This is a genomic window from Bacillus sp. HMF5848, assembly GCF_003944835.1.
GTDB lineage: Bacteria > Bacillota > Bacilli > Bacillales > HMF5848 > HMF5848.
The window spans coordinates 2,180,766-2,198,649 of sequence record NZ_RWIV01000001.1 but is presented as its reverse complement, the minus strand read 5'-3'; the positions used below and the strand labels follow the sequence as shown (position 1 = coordinate 2,198,649).

Annotated in this window: 25 protein-coding genes and 1 pseudogene; 16 read left to right on the top strand and 10 right to left on the bottom strand. The window is 34.0% G+C overall.

Annotated elements, in window-relative coordinates; translation table 11 throughout:
- The first annotated feature begins 222 nt into the window (after window positions 1–222).
- Both EJF36_RS10485 and EJF36_RS10480 read left to right on the top strand, forming a co-directional pair.
- On the top strand, window positions 223–948 hold the full coding sequence (locus tag EJF36_RS10485; RefSeq protein WP_185806876.1) for a serine/threonine protein kinase: 726 nt from the start codon (window positions 223–225) through the stop codon (window positions 946–948).
- 2 nt (window positions 949–950) lie between these two features.
- Window positions 951–1,721: a sporulation protein gene (locus EJF36_RS10480; RefSeq protein ID WP_125906273.1), complete on the top strand. Its 771-nt coding sequence runs from the start codon at window positions 951–953 to the stop codon at window positions 1,719–1,721.
- A 114-nt stretch (window positions 1,722–1,835) separates the two neighbouring features.
- Here EJF36_RS10480 and EJF36_RS21850 read toward each other — a convergent pair whose 3' ends face one another.
- Entirely contained in the window at window positions 1,836–1,964 is a 129-nt protein-coding gene (locus tag EJF36_RS21850) for a hypothetical protein (protein ID WP_260471872.1), read from the bottom strand.
- Between the two features lie 144 nt (window positions 1,965–2,108).
- Here EJF36_RS21850 and deoD point away from each other — a divergent pair, with 144 nt between their 5' ends.
- Together deoD and EJF36_RS10470 are read left to right on the top strand one after the other, a co-directional pair.
- A complete protein-coding gene (gene deoD, locus EJF36_RS10475; protein ID WP_125906272.1) occupies window positions 2,109–2,810 on the top strand; it encodes a purine-nucleoside phosphorylase in 702 nt (233 codons plus the stop codon).
- 154 nt (window positions 2,811–2,964) lie between these two features.
- Window positions 2,965–3,837, top strand: coding sequence for a M15 family metallopeptidase (locus EJF36_RS10470; RefSeq protein WP_125906271.1), 873 nt, complete (start codon window positions 2,965–2,967; stop codon window positions 3,835–3,837).
- Window positions 3,838–3,885: 48 nt separating this feature from the next.
- Here EJF36_RS10470 and EJF36_RS10465 read toward each other — a convergent pair whose 3' ends face one another.
- From EJF36_RS10465 to EJF36_RS10455, 3 genes are all read right to left on the bottom strand, one after another.
- Window positions 3,886–4,158, bottom strand: coding sequence for a hypothetical protein (locus tag EJF36_RS10465; RefSeq protein ID WP_125906270.1), 273 nt, complete (start codon window positions 4,156–4,158; stop codon window positions 3,886–3,888).
- A 207-nt stretch (window positions 4,159–4,365) separates the two neighbouring features.
- Window positions 4,366–4,608 carry an ATP-binding cassette domain-containing protein gene (locus EJF36_RS10460; protein WP_125906269.1) on the bottom strand — a complete coding sequence of 81 codons (243 nt, stop codon included), beginning with the start codon at window positions 4,606–4,608 and terminating at the stop codon, window positions 4,366–4,368.
- A gap of 66 nt (window positions 4,609–4,674) precedes the next feature.
- Entirely contained in the window at window positions 4,675–5,394 is a 720-nt protein-coding gene (locus tag EJF36_RS10455; RefSeq protein ID WP_125906268.1) for a class I SAM-dependent methyltransferase, read from the bottom strand.
- 92 nt (window positions 5,395–5,486) lie between these two features.
- On the opposite strand from EJF36_RS10455, the gene mug reads away from it, so the two are divergent.
- Window positions 5,487–6,017 carry a G/U mismatch-specific DNA glycosylase gene (gene mug, locus EJF36_RS10450; RefSeq protein ID WP_125906267.1) on the top strand — a complete coding sequence of 177 codons (531 nt, stop codon included), beginning with the start codon at window positions 5,487–5,489 and terminating at the stop codon, window positions 6,015–6,017.
- A gap of 186 nt (window positions 6,018–6,203) precedes the next feature.
- Here mug and EJF36_RS21845 read toward each other — a convergent pair.
- A pseudogene (locus EJF36_RS21845) lies at window positions 6,204–6,296 on the bottom strand (hypothetical protein); the annotation flags it as partial.
- Between the two features lie 204 nt (window positions 6,297–6,500).
- Here EJF36_RS21845 and EJF36_RS10440 point away from each other — a divergent pair.
- Window positions 6,501–7,313 carry an Fpg/Nei family DNA glycosylase gene (locus EJF36_RS10440; RefSeq protein ID WP_125906265.1) on the top strand — a complete coding sequence of 271 codons (813 nt, stop codon included), beginning with the start codon at window positions 6,501–6,503 and terminating at the stop codon, window positions 7,311–7,313.
- 60 nt (window positions 7,314–7,373) lie between these two features.
- Here the strand turns inward: EJF36_RS10440 and EJF36_RS10435 are convergent, their stop codons facing one another.
- Window positions 7,374–8,741, bottom strand: coding sequence for an MATE family efflux transporter (locus tag EJF36_RS10435; RefSeq protein ID WP_125906264.1), 1,368 nt, complete (start codon window positions 8,739–8,741; stop codon window positions 7,374–7,376).
- 163 nt (window positions 8,742–8,904) lie between these two features.
- On the opposite strand from EJF36_RS10435, the gene EJF36_RS10430 reads away from it, so the two are divergent.
- The 9 genes from EJF36_RS10430 (at window position 8,905) to EJF36_RS10390 (ending at window position 15,544) form a co-directional block, all read left to right on the top strand.
- On the top strand, window positions 8,905–9,252 hold the full coding sequence (locus EJF36_RS10430; RefSeq protein ID WP_185807014.1) for a YojF family protein: 348 nt from the start codon (window positions 8,905–8,907) through the stop codon (window positions 9,250–9,252).
- A gap of 14 nt (window positions 9,253–9,266) precedes the next feature.
- Entirely contained in the window at window positions 9,267–9,920 is a 654-nt protein-coding gene (bshB2, locus tag EJF36_RS10425; RefSeq protein ID WP_125906262.1) for a bacillithiol biosynthesis deacetylase BshB2, read from the top strand.
- 113 nt (window positions 9,921–10,033) lie between these two features.
- Entirely contained in the window at window positions 10,034–10,618 is a 585-nt protein-coding gene (locus tag EJF36_RS10420; protein ID WP_125906261.1) for a DUF7010 family protein, read from the top strand.
- Between the two features lie 63 nt (window positions 10,619–10,681).
- Window positions 10,682–11,503 (top strand): deoxyribonuclease IV, encoded by an 822-nt coding sequence (locus EJF36_RS10415; protein ID WP_260471871.1) that lies wholly within the window; start codon window positions 10,682–10,684, stop codon window positions 11,501–11,503.
- Window positions 11,504–11,917: 414 nt separating this feature from the next.
- Window positions 11,918–12,019, top strand: a complete 102-nt coding sequence (locus EJF36_RS10410) for a YjcZ family sporulation protein (RefSeq protein ID WP_125906260.1) — start codon at window positions 11,918–11,920, stop codon at window positions 12,017–12,019.
- A 30-nt stretch (window positions 12,020–12,049) separates the two neighbouring features.
- A complete protein-coding gene (locus tag EJF36_RS10405) occupies window positions 12,050–12,193 on the top strand; it encodes a YjcZ family sporulation protein (protein ID WP_312028261.1) in 144 nt (47 codons plus the stop codon).
- 177 nt (window positions 12,194–12,370) lie between these two features.
- Window positions 12,371–13,519 (top strand): NAD-dependent epimerase/dehydratase family protein, encoded by a 1,149-nt coding sequence (locus EJF36_RS10400; RefSeq protein ID WP_125906258.1) that lies wholly within the window; start codon window positions 12,371–12,373, stop codon window positions 13,517–13,519.
- Window positions 13,520–13,536: 17 nt separating this feature from the next.
- On the top strand, window positions 13,537–14,670 hold the full coding sequence (locus tag EJF36_RS10395; protein ID WP_125906257.1) for a glycosyltransferase family 4 protein: 1,134 nt from the start codon (window positions 13,537–13,539) through the stop codon (window positions 14,668–14,670).
- A gap of 154 nt (window positions 14,671–14,824) precedes the next feature.
- A complete protein-coding gene (locus EJF36_RS10390) occupies window positions 14,825–15,544 on the top strand; it encodes a YwiC-like family protein (protein WP_125906256.1) in 720 nt (239 codons plus the stop codon).
- A 567-nt stretch (window positions 15,545–16,111) separates the two neighbouring features.
- Here EJF36_RS10390 and EJF36_RS21495 read toward each other — a convergent pair.
- Entirely contained in the window at window positions 16,112–16,279 is a 168-nt protein-coding gene (locus EJF36_RS21495; RefSeq protein WP_185806875.1) for a hypothetical protein, read from the bottom strand.
- Between the two features lie 139 nt (window positions 16,280–16,418).
- Between EJF36_RS21495 and EJF36_RS10385 the strand changes: the two genes are divergently transcribed.
- Window positions 16,419–16,892 carry a GNAT family N-acetyltransferase gene (locus tag EJF36_RS10385; protein ID WP_125906255.1) on the top strand — a complete coding sequence of 158 codons (474 nt, stop codon included), beginning with the start codon at window positions 16,419–16,421 and terminating at the stop codon, window positions 16,890–16,892.
- 47 nt (window positions 16,893–16,939) lie between these two features.
- On the opposite strand, the gene EJF36_RS10380 is transcribed toward EJF36_RS10385, so the two are convergent.
- From EJF36_RS10380 to EJF36_RS21840, 3 genes are all read right to left on the bottom strand, one after another.
- Window positions 16,940–17,224, bottom strand: a complete 285-nt coding sequence (locus EJF36_RS10380) for a hypothetical protein (protein WP_125906254.1) — start codon at window positions 17,222–17,224, stop codon at window positions 16,940–16,942.
- A gap of 159 nt (window positions 17,225–17,383) precedes the next feature.
- On the bottom strand, window positions 17,384–17,581 hold the full coding sequence (locus EJF36_RS10375) for a YozQ family protein (RefSeq protein ID WP_125906253.1): 198 nt from the start codon (window positions 17,579–17,581) through the stop codon (window positions 17,384–17,386).
- A 10-nt stretch (window positions 17,582–17,591) separates the two neighbouring features.
- Window positions 17,592–17,714: a hypothetical protein gene (locus EJF36_RS21840; protein ID WP_260471870.1), complete on the bottom strand. Its 123-nt coding sequence runs from the start codon at window positions 17,712–17,714 to the stop codon at window positions 17,592–17,594.
- Window positions 17,715–17,884: the final 170 nt, after the last annotated feature.

Sequence of the window (17,884 nt, the reverse complement as noted above, 5' to 3'; positions counted from 1 at the left end):
GCACAAGTCCCATCTACGATTTTCTTCAAGTGATCATATGTATAAAAAACACTATGGTCATAAGCACTCTCGTTATGGTCACAGTCATTATAAGAAGAAGCGTCACTCTGGGAGCTTTTTCTCCAGCTTCTTTTCTAGTTAATGCTTTCAAATTTAAAAAATTGGTGGCACGCTATTCTTGACGATAGACATGAAGAGGGGGACATAATAGGAAAATATAAGGTGCAGAAAATATTAGGGATGGGTAGTTATGGAATCACATATTTAGCTGAAGACACACACTCATCACGGCTTGTTGCAATGAAGCAACTGAGATATCACAAACAAAAAACAGATGCGGGTGTCTTTTCGTTTAAAAGAGAGCAGGAGATCATGCAAAAATTGTCTCATCCTAATATTCCTGCATTTATTGAGAATTTCACAAACAATACAAGTAAATATTTAATATTTGAATATATAGATGGGGTATCATTTGAAGAATTGTTGTTTGAAAAAAACGTGACTTTTTCTGAGAAAGAAGCATTCCAGATAATTGATAAAATAACTGATATTGTTCAATATCTACATGACAACGATATTGTTCATCGAGATTTACGTGTTTCTAATATCATGCTTGCAAACGATGAAATATTTATTATTGATTTTGGATTAGCAAGATATTTATTTGAACAAAATGATTTTAATTATACTCAGACGCCGTATGAAAAATATATGCAGAGAAGAATTCACGTTCGTAGTGATTTTTATACACTAGGACACTTTATACTCTTTCTTTTGTACTCGAATTACGAGCCCGAGATAAAACGTGAACGACCATGGTTTGAAGAACTAAAATTATCTTCAAAAGCGATTAACCTGATTAATCGTTTGCTAGAAGAAAATGAGCCGTATGATAATATAATTCAAATTAAAAAAGATATTAAAAATATTACAGAGGAGGTACATTGAGTATGTCATTTTTTAACAAAGTTCTGGCTAGTGTTGGTATAGGGTCTGCATCAGTAGATACAAAGCTATCTAATGCAGCGTATTCTGCAGGTGATAAAATTGAAGGTATTGTAGAGGTGCGCGGAGGAAATATTGCACAACAAATAGACGCTATATATTTATCTTTGATGACGACTTATGAAAAAGAGCACGACGATAGGAAATATACGAAAAGCGCAGTAATTGAACAATTCCGTGTTAACGATCCTTTTGAAATTGGTGTGAATGAGACAAAAGAAATTCCATTTTCCTTTGTTTTACCACTAGACACTCCGGTTTCTCTTGGTAAAACAAGAGTTTGGGTGCAAACTGGGGTTGATATAAAAAATGCTATTGATCCTTCTGACCGTGATTTTATAGAAATAAAACCGTCGAAACTTGTAAATGAGGTGTTACGAAGCATCCAACATCTTGGCTTCCGATTAAGAGAGGTAGAATGTGAAGAAGCATCGTACCGAATTCGTCAGCGCCTTCCATTTATTCAAGAGTTCGAATTCGTTCCAACGAGCGGTTCTTATAGAGGGCGACTAGACGAGTTAGAAGTTATGTTTTTCCCACAATCGTATGATTCATTAGAATTAGTATTACAAGTGGACCGTCGCGCACGAGGCTTAGGTGGTTTTCTCGCAGAGGCATTTGAAATGGACGAATCACTCGTTCGTATGACAATAAATACTCATGATCTTGGACAAATTGAGCAAAAGTTAAATGATGTTATTCGTAAATATAGTTAATACAGTGAATAGACAAACCGTATTATTGACGGTTTGTCTATTTTTATCAATACAAAAAATTTTGTCTTTTTAAGCAACTGGCAATAATGACAAACCAATGGTTACAATAACAAATTAATAATTTTTACGTTCTCTAGCTGAGTTCTCTTTACTATGTGCATTTTCTTCTGCAATAATAGCTTCTTTAGGGATATGATTATTCTTTTTTGGTTGATTTACTCTATTACGATGCTTTTTACCCATATGAACGCCTCCCTTCGTTATTATATCTTTTCACATTAAGGGGTTTCTAATCTTATATAAAAATTTTTTAAATAAAACAAAATTTTTATGATATAGATTGGATATGATATAATTGCGTCGAGTAACTAAAAGGAGGATTATAGCATGAGTATACATATTGGAGCCAAAAAAGGTGAGATAGCTGATAAGATTTTACTCCCTGGAGATCCCTTACGTGCTAAACATATAGCTGAAACATTTTTAGAAGATGTAACTTGTTATAATGAAGTACGTGGTATGCTTGGTTTTACTGGTACATATAAAGGCGAAAGAATTTCTGTTCAAGGTACGGGAATGGGTGTTCCATCTATTTCTATATACATTACTGAATTAATGCAAGAATACGATGTGCAAACTTTAATCCGTGTTGGAACTTGTGGAGCAATTCAAAAGGATGTAAAGGTTCGTGATGTTATTCTAGGTATGAGCGCATCTACAGACTCATCATTAAATCGTAATCATTTCACAGGTGTAGATTTTGCACCAACAGCAAACTTTGAACTTTTACATAATGCTTATCAAGCTGGTTTAGAAAAAGGGCTTCAACTAAAAGTTGGTAATGTCTTTACAGCTGATTTATTCTATAATGAGTACGCAGATAATGAGAAACTTGCTCAATATGGCATTTTAGCTTTAGAAATGGAAAGTGCAGCACTATACACTTTAGCTGCTAAATTCCAACGCCGAGCTTTATCTGTGTTAACGGTAAGTGACCATATAATCACTGGCGAGGTAACAACAAGTGAAGAACGTCAAACAACTTTCAACGATATGATTGAGGTTGCTTTAGAAGCAGCTCTTAAATAAAAATTGAAATGTTACAAAGCAACTCACTTTGGTGTGAGTTGCTTTTATTTTTTTAAACCTTAACTTGGTAAAATTAGAGACTCGTTTAGAAAACCAAAACATGTTACAATCAATCTCGAAAGACATTAGACAAAAGTAATGTAAGGTGGTTTACATGAAGCACGCTATTATAATAATTTTATCACTTATACTGCTCACGAGCTGTGGTGAACAGAGTAATCAAAACAAAATTGAAAGTGAATCCACTCGTGAATCCACTCATAAAAATGTTGAACCTCAAGAGCAAGCTGATAAAAAATTAGCAATTCAAAAAAAAGACGAAAATATTATTGATTTAAGTTCTTCAGAAAAAGAAGCCTCAGAAGAACAAAATGATCAGTTTGTTTTAGCACAGGAACAAATTAATGTAGTTGATGAGTTTTCAGAAGGTATAAAGGTTATTCTTAATCCTGATAATCTACTATCATTAGTTAATAAAACATATAGCTTATCAGCAGAATATAAGCCAGGAGACTTAGTCATACCTAATATAGAATTTATTTTTGGTGATTTAAATATTGAAAAGAGATACTTAAGAAAACCAGCTGCCGAAGCAATTGAACAACTAATAAATGCGGCGAAGCAAGAGGATATCGTTTTGTTAGGAGTATCAGGCTATCGTTCATACAAGACACAGGATTATCTTTACAATAATGAAGTTAATACTGTTGGTGAAGAGGCTGCTTCAGTTGCTGTTGCTCTACCAGGTAATAGTGAGCATCAAACAGGGCTTGCTATAGATATATCTGGTAGCAGTGTCGGTTATAAGCTAACTCAAGAATTGGGGAATGTCAAAGAAGGGCAGTGGGTTCGTGACAATGCTCATAAATACGGTTTTATTGTTCGTTATCCTCTTGGAAAAGAAGACATAACAGGTTATAAATACGAACCGTGGCATTTACGCTATGTTGGTATTGATGCTGCCACGTATATGTTTAAGAACGGTCTAACTTTTGAAGAATTTATGGAAACAGCAAAAAAGTTATAAATAATTTGAAGTACCAAATGTGTTTGGTACTTCTTCGCATATAATACGCTACAAACAAGCAAAGACATTGTATTCTTTGAATAAATTATATAACTTCTTGTTTAATAAATGATTTAATTCAGTTCTATATATTGATTTTAATGCCGCGCGAACATCTAGAGTTTGAATATACATGTCAATTTGCTTTTTTACATAAGTAAAAATCTGCTCTTGATAATAGAATTTTTTCTGATGAATGCCTTTTTCTATTTCAGATATTAAGGTACAAGAAAAATAAATCATTGATAAATCTCTAACTCCGATAAAATCAGTCAAACTCATTATCGCTACCTCCTAAAAGATTGACGTTTACACTAGTGTAATACAATTTACAATAAATTTACAAAAAAGTCGCATGTATTTTGTCGAAATTTCAAAAAATTTATAGAGTAAAGTTGGATGGCACATTTATGTATATAAACGTCGTACTTCATTATTAAACTTAGATAAAAAGGGAATCGAGTTATAAAATCTCGATTCCCAATTTATTTACCAGAAAAATAACCCAGCTAATGCAATTCCTGCGATGGCACCTAGAGCTATCCCATAGCCGCCCCAGCCCCAACCCCAGCCAAATCCGTAACCTCCGAGGTTACGACCAGCGCCTGTTGGTTGGATGTAGACTTTTTCGCGCGATACTCTTGTAATGCGTCCTACGTGTACGCGACCATTTCTGTCTTCGATACGGACTACTTTTCCATGATATTTACAGCATAATTCATACATAGTCATTCCTCCTTTTCATCCTCCACATTCATACATTATGACAGGGCAGAAGGGAATGACTGTATATTTGTCCTATACTTTTTGTTTTTTGCAACGAAATACAGAAAAATCTAAAATGTGTTTATAAGCTTCTAAATAGGCTTGATGTTGGTCTAATGCATGTATTAAATTAGGGGGAACAGAATCTGACAAATGAAATTCTGGTATGTTTTCATTTTTTTCATGCTCCATTAATGGAACATTGATGGATTTAGCATCTACAAATATACTACTTAAAAGTTGCAGCCATTCTTTCGTCGTTAAAAAGTTAGTAAATCCATAGAAATTTTCTAATTCCTGTTTAGCTTTATTTGTGATAGATCGTTTAAGTGTCATTTCTGTACATATCAACACGCCATTTTCTTTTAAGACACGATAACATTCACATAGTGCTTTCTTAGTATCTGTAAAACTTAGTACAGATTCTAAAATAATATAATCAAACAAATCGTTATCATAGGGCAAAGATAATAAATCTGCTGTTTGTACCGGAATGGATAAAGATAGTGAATGAAAACGTTTCTTGGCCTTTTTTACCATTTCTTCGTTTATATCTATAGCCATTACCTTAGCATGTGTTTCTTTAGCAATATAGGCGGCTGTTTGCCCTGTGCCACATCCCGCATCTAATACAACATGTGATGAATTAAATGATTCATTCTGAAGTATACGCTTTGTTAATGGTAAACCACCTGGATGCGCGCCTCCAACACCATATACAGCAATAAATTCAAGATAGGGGGATAAACTCACCTGTGTACCCTCACTTTGTTAAAATTATGTTAGGCTAATACAATGTATGCAAAAGGCTAAATTTGGTTAAAAAATTTTAAAGGAGAAATGTTATGAACCAACCATTACCAGATATACTTGATAGTAATATAAAGTTACTGTTTATAGGTTTCAATCCGAGTTTAACATCAGGTGTTGTAGGTCATAATTATGCCAATCCTAGTAATCGATTTTGGAAAATTTTAAAAGAGGCAAACATAACAGAACGACAATTAAAACCAGAGGAAGACATTACATTACTTAAAGAAGGAATAGGCTTTACAAATATTGTTGACCGTCCAACAAAAACGGCTGCTGAATTAACAAAACAGGAATTTATAGAGGGACGTAATAAATTAATTGAAAAGATTAAGCTTTATAATCCAGCTATTGTTTGCTTCGTTGGAAAAGGTGTTTACGTACAATACAGTTTAAAAAGAAATATTAAGTGGGGGATGCAGACAGACAGTGTCGTACAAGGAGTCATTGAATTTGTTGCTCCGTCATCCAGTGGTTTAGTTAGAATGAAGTTAGATGAAGTTATTGATATCTACAAGGATTTAACAAAGTTATGGGAGTGTTACAAGGACGGTGAAAATAATTAGCTTCATCCATCAGTTCCTGTACTTCTACAAACAAAAATAAATAGATTTTTAATTTTAGTACTAATAAATAAAAAAATTTAAAACCAATCATGTTGTTATAAGTATATTGGTACACTTTTAAAGATCATTGTGAAATTTGCATATACGCTTAATATAGAGGCTGTGTGTAAGACAGCCTCTAAAGTGTCATGGCTTTAATATTACTTTAATACAATTATCAAGCTTTTCATCGAAAATCTTGTATCCATGCTTTGCATTTTCTAGAGGTAAAGCATGTGTAATAATGTCTGTCGGATAAACACTAATCAAAACAATAATATCCTCATCGTGATGGAGTGAATGTTCTTCAACCTCTTTTACTTCAACATTTCTCAAACCTCGGAATGTAACTGCTCTCATAATGCATCCCTCTTTCAATATTGTCAGATACTGATATCATCCCCATAAAAACTATAATGTTCTCGCAAAGAAGGAGAGAGTACAATGCCTGAACTACCAGAAATGGAGACATATAAGCGTTTATTAACAGAAAAAATTGTAAATATACCGATAAAAGATGTAATTATACAGAGAGAGAAATCTATAAACACTGATGTTAGAATTATTAAGGATGCTTTAATCGGGGGGGAAATCAAATCTATTGAGAGACGTGCTAAGCATTTGGTCTTCCGACTAAGAAATAAACAGAGTCTCCTATTACATTTAATGCTTGGTGGTTGGATGTATATTGGAAATGAACATGATAGCCCAAATCGCACAAAACAAATCACAATAATATTTAACAATGGGCTTCAATTATTCTTTATTGGACTTCGCCTTGGCTATCTTCATCTATTAACCGACGAGCAGTTGGGTCATGAACTACAGAATCTAGGTCCAGAACCATTGGATTCTTCTTTCAATATACAGCTTTTTTCAGATATCTTTAATAATAAAAGAGGAATGTTAAAGACAACGCTGGTCAACCAAGAGGTTATAAGTGGAATTGGGAACTGTTACTCTGACGAGATTGCCTATGTTGCTGAAGTGAACCCTAAGAAGAAAATAAATCAATTTAATGACATTGAACTAAATAAGTTATTTAACTCCATAAAATCCACACTAAATCGCGCTATAGATTTAGGAGGGTACATGGAGAATCCTCTTTATATCAATGATCAACTAACAGGCGGCTATAATGAACATTGTTATGTCTACGACCGTGAGGGCAAGGCATGTTTTCGATGTTCAGATATTATTCAAAAAGAAATTATCTCATCTCGGAAAGTTTTCTTCTGTCCTACATGTCAGCATTAACGTTTATACACATAAAGAATCGAAAACGGGGCCGTAATGGCCCCTAAATAATATCTATTTTTAACTTACGTAATTCTTATAATTGTTTTGCAGCTTTTTTTCCATATATTTAAGCCGAAGAAATAGTAAGATAGCTCCTGCAGTTAGCCCACCGCTTAAGCCGACCCAGTATCCGAATGCCATTAACGATGTATACTGCGCAAGCACATACCCTAAAGGCAATCCAATGACCCAATACGAAATAAGTGATAGAACAAAAACTGCGTTAACATCTTTGTATCCACGAAGTATTCCTTGAATAGGTGCTCCAAAAGCATCTGCCAATTGAAAGAAAATTGCATAAAATAAAAATTGACTCGTTAGTTTTAAAACTGCAGAATCTTGACTATATAATAATGCAACATATGGCCGAGTTATATACAGTAACACTGCAAAAAGTAAGGCAACAATTATTGCGAATCCAATTCCTAAGTAACTATATTGTTTAGCATGAGAATAACGCTTCGCTCCAATTTCAAAACCAATTGCGATAGTAAGGGCAGAAGCTACACTTAAAGGGACCATATATAAAAACGATGCGAAATTTAGTGCAGCTTGATGAGCGGCAATAGTTTCAGTATTATAAGCACTCATTAATAATGTAACAGCTGCGAATATACTTGTTTCAAAAAAAATAGCAAATCCAATAGGTATACCAATAGTTAATTGCTCTATCCAATCTCGGAAGTGAAAAGGATACAATTTAGAAAATATTTGAAATTGGTGAAACGGAGACACTTTGTTAACGATTATAATGGCAATTATAAAAATAAACCAATATGTTATAGCAGAAGCATATCCAGCCCCAACCCCACCAAGCTTAGGAAATCCCCACTTGCCAAAAATCAATATATAATTAAATAAAATATTAACGGGAAGTGCCGCTAACGTAATAAACATAGTAAATCTTGTTTGGCCTAATGCATCAATAAAGTTACGTAATACATTGTATATAAAAACGGGGAATATACCCAATGACAATGCTATTAAATAGTTTTTAGCTATAAACCTTACCGTTTCATCTAACTTCATCATAGATAAAATTGGATTTAACAAGAAAAATCCAGCAATTACAATACAAAATGCTAACACTATTGATAGATATAATCCTTGTACAACTTTATTTCCAACAGACTCCTTCGTGTTCGCTCCAACCAATTGAGATATGATAGGTGTTAATGATATTAAAATACCACTGATTCCTGTAAAAACAGGTATCCAGATACTAGAGCCAATTGCTACACCTGCTAAATCTTCGGGACTAGCTTGACCACTCATCACTGTATCAATAAAATTCATCGCATACATTCCAACTTGTGTAATAAATATGGGCACTAAAACTTTTAAAAGTAGAATTAATTTTTCTTTTAACGTATTTGTTTCAAACATAAAAATACCTCAACTCTCTAAAGACAATGACAACAAATCGAATTATATCATAATGAATTAAGTTAAGTTGTAATAATTCATTGCATTGAGATTGTTTTGTTGCGAAAAAATTTATAATGTGTCATGATTTCAAATAGAGAAATTTGTAAGGGAGGGGCTCATGTTGCAACCAATTGATTCAGAAAAAGTACAACATGCTCTTAACGCTCGTAAAAATCAACCGATATATTTACATTTAGAAACTACAAATGGAGCTTACGCCAGCCATTGGAATAATAAAAATATGAATGTAGGTGTGTTCATTCGAAACGCCAAAGTTACATATACAGAAGGAAAAATAAAAGGTGAAGGACCATACAGAGTAGGATTAAAAACTGATCTTGGCTGGGTGTATGCAGAAGGACTTACTGATTTTGTTGAGGATACAGAAGGCAGACTTTTACTTGCGGGACATGATCCGGATGGAAAGCTAGCGGTGGCTCTTCAACTAAGTGTGACTCAGTTTGAATAAAGGAGGGAAACCAAATGTTAAATAACCATATTCTTGTAGCTCTTGCTCATCCTGATGATGAATCTTTTGGAGCGGGAGGCACAATTAGTAAATATACAACTGAAGGTATACCAGTAACATACGCATGTGCAACTCTAGGTGAAATGGGCCGTAACATGGGAACTCCTGTGTTCGCAAATCGAGAAACGCTTCCTGTTCTGCGGAAACAAGAATTAAAAGAAGCATGTTCAGCTCTTGGAATTAAAGATTTACGTATGCTTGGACTTCGTGACAAAACGTTAGAATTTGAAAATTCCGACATAATTATGGATATGATATATGAAATTTTACTAGAGATTAAACCAAAACTTGTGATTACGTTTTATCCAGGACTTGGTGTTCATCCAGATCATAATACAATCGGTGAAGCTACTATTTTAGCAATTAGCAAACTACCACCTGAACTAAAACCAGAAATTCATTGTCTAGCCGTCAGCAAAAATAGTGAAGATGTACTCGGAAAGCCAGATATAGTTCGAGATGTTACACCATTTATTGAACATAAATACAATGCTCTTAAAGCACATCGTTCTCAAACAGAACATATGCTTGCGTCTATAAAAGATCCACTAAGCGATCAATCCGAATGGGCAGTACGATTTCGCTATGAGCGATTCTGGATTTATTGATATGTGATAGAAAGTGTAAGTCGATACGATTTACACTTTTTTTATTTTTCTAAAGGATTATAGCTTATGATAGAAGAATACATTCCATATAGGAAAAATATGGAGGTTATTTTATGAATATGACAGCATTAAGAAATGATTTATCAGTCAGAAGCAAAAACGGTATTCCTTTTATATCATCTGCGTTTGTAGTATGGTCCATTTTTTTAATTATTTATCTTTCACCTACTTCACTAGCCTTAAAAAATATCATGACATTTTACTGTACAGGTATTATGTTTCCGATAGCAATCTTATTTGCAAAATTCACGAAATCTGAGTGGAAATCTAATGATAATCCGATAGGGATTTTGGGTCTATATATTAACCTAGCACAGCTTATGTACTTCCCGATGATTTTTTGGATGTTTGCCAACAGTCCGACGCATATGCTTGTATTTTTTGCAATTATAACAGGCGCACATTTATTTCCATATGGCTGGTTTTATAATACTAACGTCTATACCATAATGGCTCCTGTGATGGCAATTGGGATTTCAATAGTCGGATGGAAAATAACTGAAGCATCATTGTGGCTCATACCTATTTCAATGATGGTAATGTTGACTTTTCTTATAATTTTTCTGTATTTAGATTATAAGAGAAAAGTACTTATTTATGCTCCTTTAGAGGGAGATAAACCTTCAATAATTCAGTAAATAATCATTATTGTTTTTAAGCATACTAATGCGTACTTAAGATATCTTTAAGGAGTCAGAAGTATGATACATTTTGGTTGTCATGTAAGTATTAAGAATGGATTTTTATCAGCTGCGCAATACTCTAAACAAATGGGAGCTTCATGCTTTCAATATTTCCCTAAAAACCCTCGTTCAATAACAATAAAAGAGTTTAATGACATTGATGCAAAGTTGTGTGCAGCTTTTTGCCTTGAACATAATATTTTATCTATTGCTCATGCACCATATCCAATATCACTTATGCCTGATGACGATAAAAGAGAGGCCGTAAAGTTATCTATTTTAAATGATTTAGAAATAGCAGACGCCTGCGGCTCTATTGGTGTTGTAGTACACTTTGGGAATTATCATGGTACTGATATGATTAAGGGATATCAAAAACTTATTCATTTTTTAGATGAAACACTTAATGAGTGGAATGGTAAAGCACTATTGTTAATTGAAAATAATGCTGGCAAAGGGGGAGACATGGGTACCTCGATAGAAGAGTTAAGTAAGATAAGGGAATTATCATCAGAAAGACAAAAGGTCGGTTTTTGTTTAGACACTTGTCATTTATTTGCTAGCGGAATTTGGAGTGGTGACAATTGGTCCACTATTGAACAAAAGTGTGTGGACATGGAGTTTTTTGAAAGTCTTTTTGCTATCCATTTAAATAATTCACATTATACTAGCGGTTCTATGAAAGATAGACATGCGAATATTCGACAAGGAAAAATTAACGTCAAAAACCTACTTGAGATTGTTCATTGTCCATATATAGAAAATAATATTCCTTTTATTCTTGAAACTCCTTCACATCATGCTGAGGAATTGCAATTCCTAAAAAATACAGTTATGTAAGCAACCCTTCATAAATACGATCACCAGCACAAAAAACATACAATATACTAAGAGAGTGTCGACATGATTTAGATTTAATAAAGTCCACTAATTACACAGCTATTTATTTTCAGAAAAACATAAATCCCAATGTACTTGAATAAGAGTTCCAGATATTAACCTTAGAAAACTTCCGATGATTAATCTTCAAACAGCAATCTAAGCTTTAGTTTATATAATGATTTATTTAAAAAGAGGCGCTCATTGATGCGCTTTTTTTGTTTTTTAAATGTCAAAATCCTATAGGTTGCCAAACAACAGTTACTATAACCTAGTTATGCTATTTAACTAATTTTTATAATTTGGGTATATACCTATACACTACCGTTTCATCCTGAATAGAATAATATCGAATCCTGCAAGGAGGTGTTGTAAATGAGTGGTGCAGTTGGTTATGGAGGCGGCTTTGCTTTGATTGTAGTATTGTTCATCCTATTGATTATTGTAGGGTCAGCATATGTAGGTTTCGGTTACTAAAAAAGTGATTTAAATTTTTAAGGAGGCGTTATGATGGGTTACGGATATGGTGGCTATGGCGCTGGCTATGGTTATGGTGGTGGATACGGTTATGGCGGCGGATACGGTAGTACCTTCGTATTAATCGTCGTATTGTTCATTTTATTAATTATCGTTGGTGCCGCTTGGTGCTAATATAAATTATGAGGACTCCGTAGAATTCGGAGTCCTTTGATTATTGTGTAATAGGTCTTTTATGACAATTTTATTAATTTTTTGTATATTTACATGACTTTTCTTGAAATTTTCACTATTAGTTGAATAGAATAGAAGAGAGATTATAATAGTTGTACATTTGATAGGGGGAGAATCATGAGGATTATTGTTGCAGGTGGAGATGGTTTTTGCGGTTGGCCTACCGCGTTATATTTATCAAAACAGGGACATGATGTTGCAATACTGGACAACCTTAGTCGACGAAAATGGGATGATGAATTACGTTCAAATTCTTTAACACCAATAGCTACTCTTGAAGAACGCGTTGCCAAATGGAAAGAAATCACTGGAAAAGATATTCCTATATATGTTGGTGACATGTGTCATTATGATTATTTACGAGAAGTTTTTCGACAGGTCAACCCTGATGCCTTTGTTCATTTCGCAGAACAACGTTCAGCACCTTATTCAATGATCGATCGTGACCATGCTGTTTTTACACAAGTTAATAACGTAACAGGAACATTAAATGTGCTATATGCTATTAAGGAAATGGCTCCAGACTGCCATCTTATTAAATTAGGTACAATGGGTGAGTACGGTACACCAAACATTGATATAGAAGAAGGATACATAAAGATCCAACATAAAGGCCGTGAGGATATTTTACCATATCCTAAACAGCCAGGCTCTTTTTATCATCTATCAAAGGTTCATGACAGTCACAATATTATGTTCACTTGCCGTGCTTGGGGGATACGAGCCACAGATTTAAACCAAGGCGTTGTCTATGGACTAGATACAGATGAGACTATGCTTGACCCAATGCTTGTAAACCGACTAGATTATGATGGTGTCTTTGGTACAGCATTAAATCGTTTCTTGATTCAAGCTTCTATCGGTCATGATTTAACTGTATATGGTTCAGGTGGCCAAACAAGAGCCTTCCTTAATATAAAGGATACCGTTCGATGTATAGAAATAGCTGCTAATAACCCTGCTGACCGTGGAGAGTTTCGTGTGTTTAATCAGTTTACGGAGTGGTTCTCAGTACAAGATTTGGCAGAGAGAGTTAAGATTGTAGCTGAAGAACAAGATTTATCTGTTAATATAGCACATATTGAGAATCCACGTGTTGAAAAGGAAGACCATTATTATAATGCTGTGAATACAAATTTATTGGACTTAGGTCTACAACCGTATCTTTTAACTGATGAAGTATTACGAGATATCTTATCAGCTTGCGTAACGAATAAAAGTCGTGTAATTGTAGATAATGTAATGCCAAAGGTATCGTGGAAGTAGAACAGAGGAGCTTATGCATGAGAATTGCCATAGTTACAGAAACTTTTTTACCTTCAACAGACGGAATTGTAACGAGATTAACCCATTCTATAAAATGGCTCGTTAAGCATGGACATTCAGTTGATATTATTGCACCCGACTTAGGTGTAAATGAATATGAGGGCGCGCGTGTTTTAGGGGTACCAGCACACACTTTGTTTTTTTATAAATCAAAAAAATTCGCTTTGCCTCATAAAGTAGTAGAGACGTATTTAAAGGAAATTAATCCCGATGTAGTCCATATTGTGAATCCCGCACTCGTTGGTTTTTCAGGTGTTTATTATGGTAAAAAGCTTAAGATACCAATAGTTGCATCGTATCATACTAATGTTGCACAATACTTAGATTATTATCATTTATCACCGTTCAAGCCATTGTTATGGTGGTATTTTCGCAAGCTTCATAACCAAGCAATAATAAATCTTTGTACATCTCAAACCGTACAATATGAACTTGTGGAAAGAAAATTTAATAACGTTCACCATTGGAAAAGGGGAGTAGACACTGATTCATATCATCCTAGTAACTATGATGATATGATGAGGAATCGTCTTACAAATAATCAATCTGATAAAACATTACTGTTATATGTTGGAAGGATAGCAGCCGAGAAAGAAATAGAAAAAATAAAATCGGTGCTTACGAAGCGCGATGATGTTTGTTTAGCAATCGTCGGAGATGGTCCCCATAGAGCACAGCTTGAGAAACACTTTTCAGGTTCAAATACAGTATTCACAGGATTTATGCACGGTCATGAGTTAGCCCAAGCATACGCTTCATCTGATATATTTGTTTTCCCGTCAACGACGGAGACATTAGGTCTAGTTATTTTAGAAGCTATGGCCTCCGGATTACCAATTGTGGCAGCAGATAGTGGACCAACACGTGAACAAATACACGATGGTAGTAATGGCATGTTATATAAAAAACAAGATCCTAAGAGCTTTGAAGAGGCAGTACTATCACTTTGTAACCCACACAAAAGAGATAAAATGAAAATACTAGCGAGACAAGAGGCAGAACATCATGGATGGGACGGTCAGTCTCAACAGTTATTGTCATTTTACAAAATGGCTATTACCGATAATCAAAAGTGGAAAGCACTAGCTTAATTAATACAGAAGAATAATGGAAAACAAAAACGTGTCAGTTAAAATGTAGCTGACACGTGTTTTATTACACATCTTTAGCATGTGACTCACATCACAATATCAATGTAATAAAAGATTTATAATATGAGGTATACAACAGATAGAGGTGATCCGGATGAAAATACTATTACCTAAACAACATGGTGCTTGGGCAATGTTGATTATACCTTATATACTCGGTATTGTGTTTGGAGCATTTTCATGGCTTCATGTACCATTATTTATAGGCTGGTTAGCACTGTATTTAGGGACCTACCCATTACTGATGGTATTTAAGGGAAAGAAAATTGAATACTACCTAAAGTGGGTATATATTTACATGATACCTGCAGTAATCTTGATTATCATTGTATTATTTTTCAAGTGGAAGCTTGTTTTTCTCGGCATGATCATGACACCTTTGTTTATAATTAATGTTTACTTTGCTACACGAAATAAAGAACGTGCATTATTAAATGATTTTAGCGCCATTGCTACTTTTGGTATTGGTGGACTAGCTAGTCATTATGTAGGGACAAATATATTATTTCATAATCTAGCGATTGAAGTATGGATTTTGTCTACTTTGTTTTTTGTAGGTAGTACATTTTATGTAAAGACTATGATTCGGGAAAAAAGAAGCAAAACATATAAGTGGATTTCTTGGCTATACCATTTTATACTCACATTTATTTGTTTATTCATAAGCCCGTTTTTATCGCTATCATTCATACCTAGTTTTATTCGTGCCGTATGGTTTTATGGAAAGCCTTTAACTCCTATGAGAATTGGTATATGGGAGATTATAAATTCTATTTGGTTCTTTACATTTATAACTTTATGGTTTATTTTGTGATAATTATGTATAAATCTTCCTGTGATGAGAAAGCTATGAAAAAAAGGAGCGATATCATTGGATATCATTAAAGTATTGCAATATTTCTTTTCTTTCTCTGGGATGATTTGTTTAGGTTTTACATATTATCACATGATAAAAAATGGACAAAAACATTCTAAGTAAGAAACACGAAAGGCAACAGATTTGAGGCCAAAGATGTTGACGTCCTGTCGTCAACGCCTCCAACCTTCACATCTTTTGAGATTTGCACCGACTGAAACTCCAAACAAGATTAAGGAAACACGAGGCGCATTATTTCACTGAAATATTGATGTTGATATATCGTGTGGAGGGAAGGGACGAATCACTACAATTAATTTAACATCTATCTGTGTTTTTAAAAAGCTGTCTAATTTTAGACAGCTTTTCTCTATTTCCTGAACCTCGCAGAGTTTATTGATATCAAATATTTCAAAACTTGTTTGCAGATTTCCGAACGATAAAACCTACTACTTCACGGGCGGGATGATAGTGAGAAAGTTATGTCCACTACATGTAAATTCTAGAATTAAAGGTTTAAGAATTTTATTGATATTCTTGAATAATTGACATAGCCTGTTTGAGACTATGAGAAGACATTACTCTTTCATATAATTCTTCGATCTTTTCGTTCTCATTTGCATTTTTTAGTTTTTTTGCTGTCTCCATAAGCAACGTGGTTATAAACCCATCTTCTTTTGGATTAAAAATCATAAAGAATCCCCCTCGTTGTGTGACTAATCTAACTTTCTACGAAAATGAAAATATTGTCAATATCCATGATATCGAATGATTGCATGGTGCTTATGCATATATATGAACATGTACTGTAGAAAGGGGAAAGGGTAAGATAATGGACATCAAATATTCTTCAGCAGTGACTACCGATTATTCAGGCGTATCACGTTTGCTTTACGACATACAAATGTACCATAAGGAGGCTCTCCCAAATGTATTCTCTAATCTTAACTTTCAAATTTCATATGATGAATACATGAATAGGTTAGCGCATGATGATTATTTAGTTCTTGTAGCAAGACATATGAATGATATTGTTGGGATTGCAATGTTAGAAATTAATCAATTATATCCCTTAGATGCTACTGAGCCTCGTCGTATTGCATTTATGTCTCACTTTGGAGTTGATAGTAGATATCAAGGTCAACATATAGGGAAGAAATTGTTTGATGAATGTGAAAGATGGGGGAAAGAGAAATCTGCACAAGCGCTTGAGTTGCTAGTCTGGGATTTCAACAAGGGCGCCATAAATTTCTATAAAAAGTCAGGGTTAGATTCCTTATACAGAATGATGTCAAAACCATTGTAGTGAACAGCACCACTTCTTACAAATAAAAAAGAGTGGTGCTTTACATTTTATTTTTTCTTTTCCTGAAAATTAATCTCAATTTTTTGACCACCTACAGAAAAATAAGAATAAATTTCATGTTGAGGCATTGCCTTTGTTAAGCCTTGAATATAAGGTTTAACTAAATCCGTAAAGTCTTCTTTTACACCAATTTCTTCAGATTGACCGTACACATATACCTTTTGCTCATCAAATAAACATGTCATATACCCAACTGCTTTCTCATTTTGATCAACAATATTTAATACTTGAAATTGTGGTTTAATTAACTCAGGGGAAAAATAAATTTGCATCAGAATTCTCCTTATAAATGAAATGCGTCCTAACTATTTTTTCGTGAAATATAAACGAATATACATATCTATGTTAATAAGTCCTATGTATTTTTCCATATAAAAGAGACTGTCATTCAAACCAGATAGTGGATTGATTGAGACAGCCTCCATTACTTACTAGAAGCCTTTGCGAGGGATTTTAATATTACCTTCATCAGTTTCTATAGTAGCATCAATAGAACCTTCCGTTAATGAATCGGTTGCTTGTTCATGAGTCAAAGCAAGCCCTTTACCTGCTTCTGATGAAGACTGATAGTCGTCTGGCTTGAATGTTCTACCTGCAACCTTACTATTTACAACTTGTTTTTTCTCCATGCAAAGCCTCCTATACTGATGGTCGGTTAGGACCTTCTAGCTTCTTATCTACATACCCTGGAGTTTTTCCAAATTCTTTTGTTTGACTTTGCTCTTTTCTTACTTGCTCTTTACTTTTGCTTGTTTTCGCCATAATCTCAACCTCCTTCTTTCATATTTTTGACGACACCACGGGTTTTACTACTTGTAACAAATGGAAGTTTTACATTCTTAAAAAAGTGTAGACAAAATATAAACTATACACTAAGCAGTATTTTAATGGAGAAAAAAAGTGTGACATATTTATTAGTCACACAGGGAAAA

Coding starts and splice junctions, on each gene's coding strand:
- EJF36_RS10465 (WP_125906270.1), bottom strand. CDS start 4,158: ATGAGTTTGACTGATTTTATCGGAGTTAGAGATTTATCAATGATTTAT.
- EJF36_RS10405 (WP_312028261.1), top strand. CDS start 12,050: ATGATGGGTTACGGATATGGTGGCTATGGCGCTGGCTATGGTTATGGT.
- EJF36_RS10410 (WP_125906260.1), top strand. CDS start 11,918: ATGAGTGGTGCAGTTGGTTATGGAGGCGGCTTTGCTTTGATTGTAGTA.
- EJF36_RS10375 (WP_125906253.1), bottom strand. CDS start 17,581: ATGGAGAAAAAACAAGTTGTAAATAGTAAGGTTGCAGGTAGAACATTC.
- EJF36_RS10480 (WP_125906273.1), top strand. CDS start 951: ATGTCATTTTTTAACAAAGTTCTGGCTAGTGTTGGTATAGGGTCTGCA.
- mug (WP_125906267.1), top strand. CDS start 5,487: ATGAACCAACCATTACCAGATATACTTGATAGTAATATAAAGTTACTG.
- EJF36_RS10380 (WP_125906254.1), bottom strand. CDS start 17,224: ATGCAAATTTATTTTTCCCCTGAGTTAATTAAACCACAATTTCAAGTA.
- bshB2 (WP_125906262.1), top strand. CDS start 9,267: ATGTTAAATAACCATATTCTTGTAGCTCTTGCTCATCCTGATGATGAA.
- EJF36_RS10390 (WP_125906256.1), top strand. CDS start 14,825: ATGAAAATACTATTACCTAAACAACATGGTGCTTGGGCAATGTTGATT.
- EJF36_RS21840 (WP_260471870.1), bottom strand. CDS start 17,714: ATGGCGAAAACAAGCAAAAGTAAAGAGCAAGTAAGAAAAGAGCAAAGT.
- EJF36_RS21495 (WP_185806875.1), bottom strand. CDS start 16,279: ATGATTTTTAATCCAAAAGAAGATGGGTTTATAACCACGTTGCTTATG.
- EJF36_RS10460 (WP_125906269.1), bottom strand. CDS start 4,608: ATGACTATGTATGAATTATGCTGTAAATATCATGGAAAAGTAGTCCGT.
- EJF36_RS10470 (WP_125906271.1), top strand. CDS start 2,965: ATGAAGCACGCTATTATAATAATTTTATCACTTATACTGCTCACGAGC.
- EJF36_RS10415 (WP_260471871.1), top strand. CDS start 10,682: ATGATACATTTTGGTTGTCATGTAAGTATTAAGAATGGATTTTTATCA.
- EJF36_RS10400 (WP_125906258.1), top strand. CDS start 12,371: ATGAGGATTATTGTTGCAGGTGGAGATGGTTTTTGCGGTTGGCCTACC.
- EJF36_RS10420 (WP_125906261.1), top strand. CDS start 10,034: ATGAATATGACAGCATTAAGAAATGATTTATCAGTCAGAAGCAAAAAC.
- EJF36_RS10440 (WP_125906265.1), top strand. CDS start 6,501: ATGCCTGAACTACCAGAAATGGAGACATATAAGCGTTTATTAACAGAA.
- deoD (WP_125906272.1), top strand. CDS start 2,109: ATGAGTATACATATTGGAGCCAAAAAAGGTGAGATAGCTGATAAGATT.
- EJF36_RS10435 (WP_125906264.1), bottom strand. CDS start 8,741: ATGTTTGAAACAAATACGTTAAAAGAAAAATTAATTCTACTTTTAAAA.
- EJF36_RS21850 (WP_260471872.1), bottom strand. CDS start 1,964: ATGGGTAAAAAGCATCGTAATAGAGTAAATCAACCAAAAAAGAATAAT.
- EJF36_RS10385 (WP_125906255.1), top strand. CDS start 16,419: ATGGACATCAAATATTCTTCAGCAGTGACTACCGATTATTCAGGCGTA.
- EJF36_RS10395 (WP_125906257.1), top strand. CDS start 13,537: ATGAGAATTGCCATAGTTACAGAAACTTTTTTACCTTCAACAGACGGA.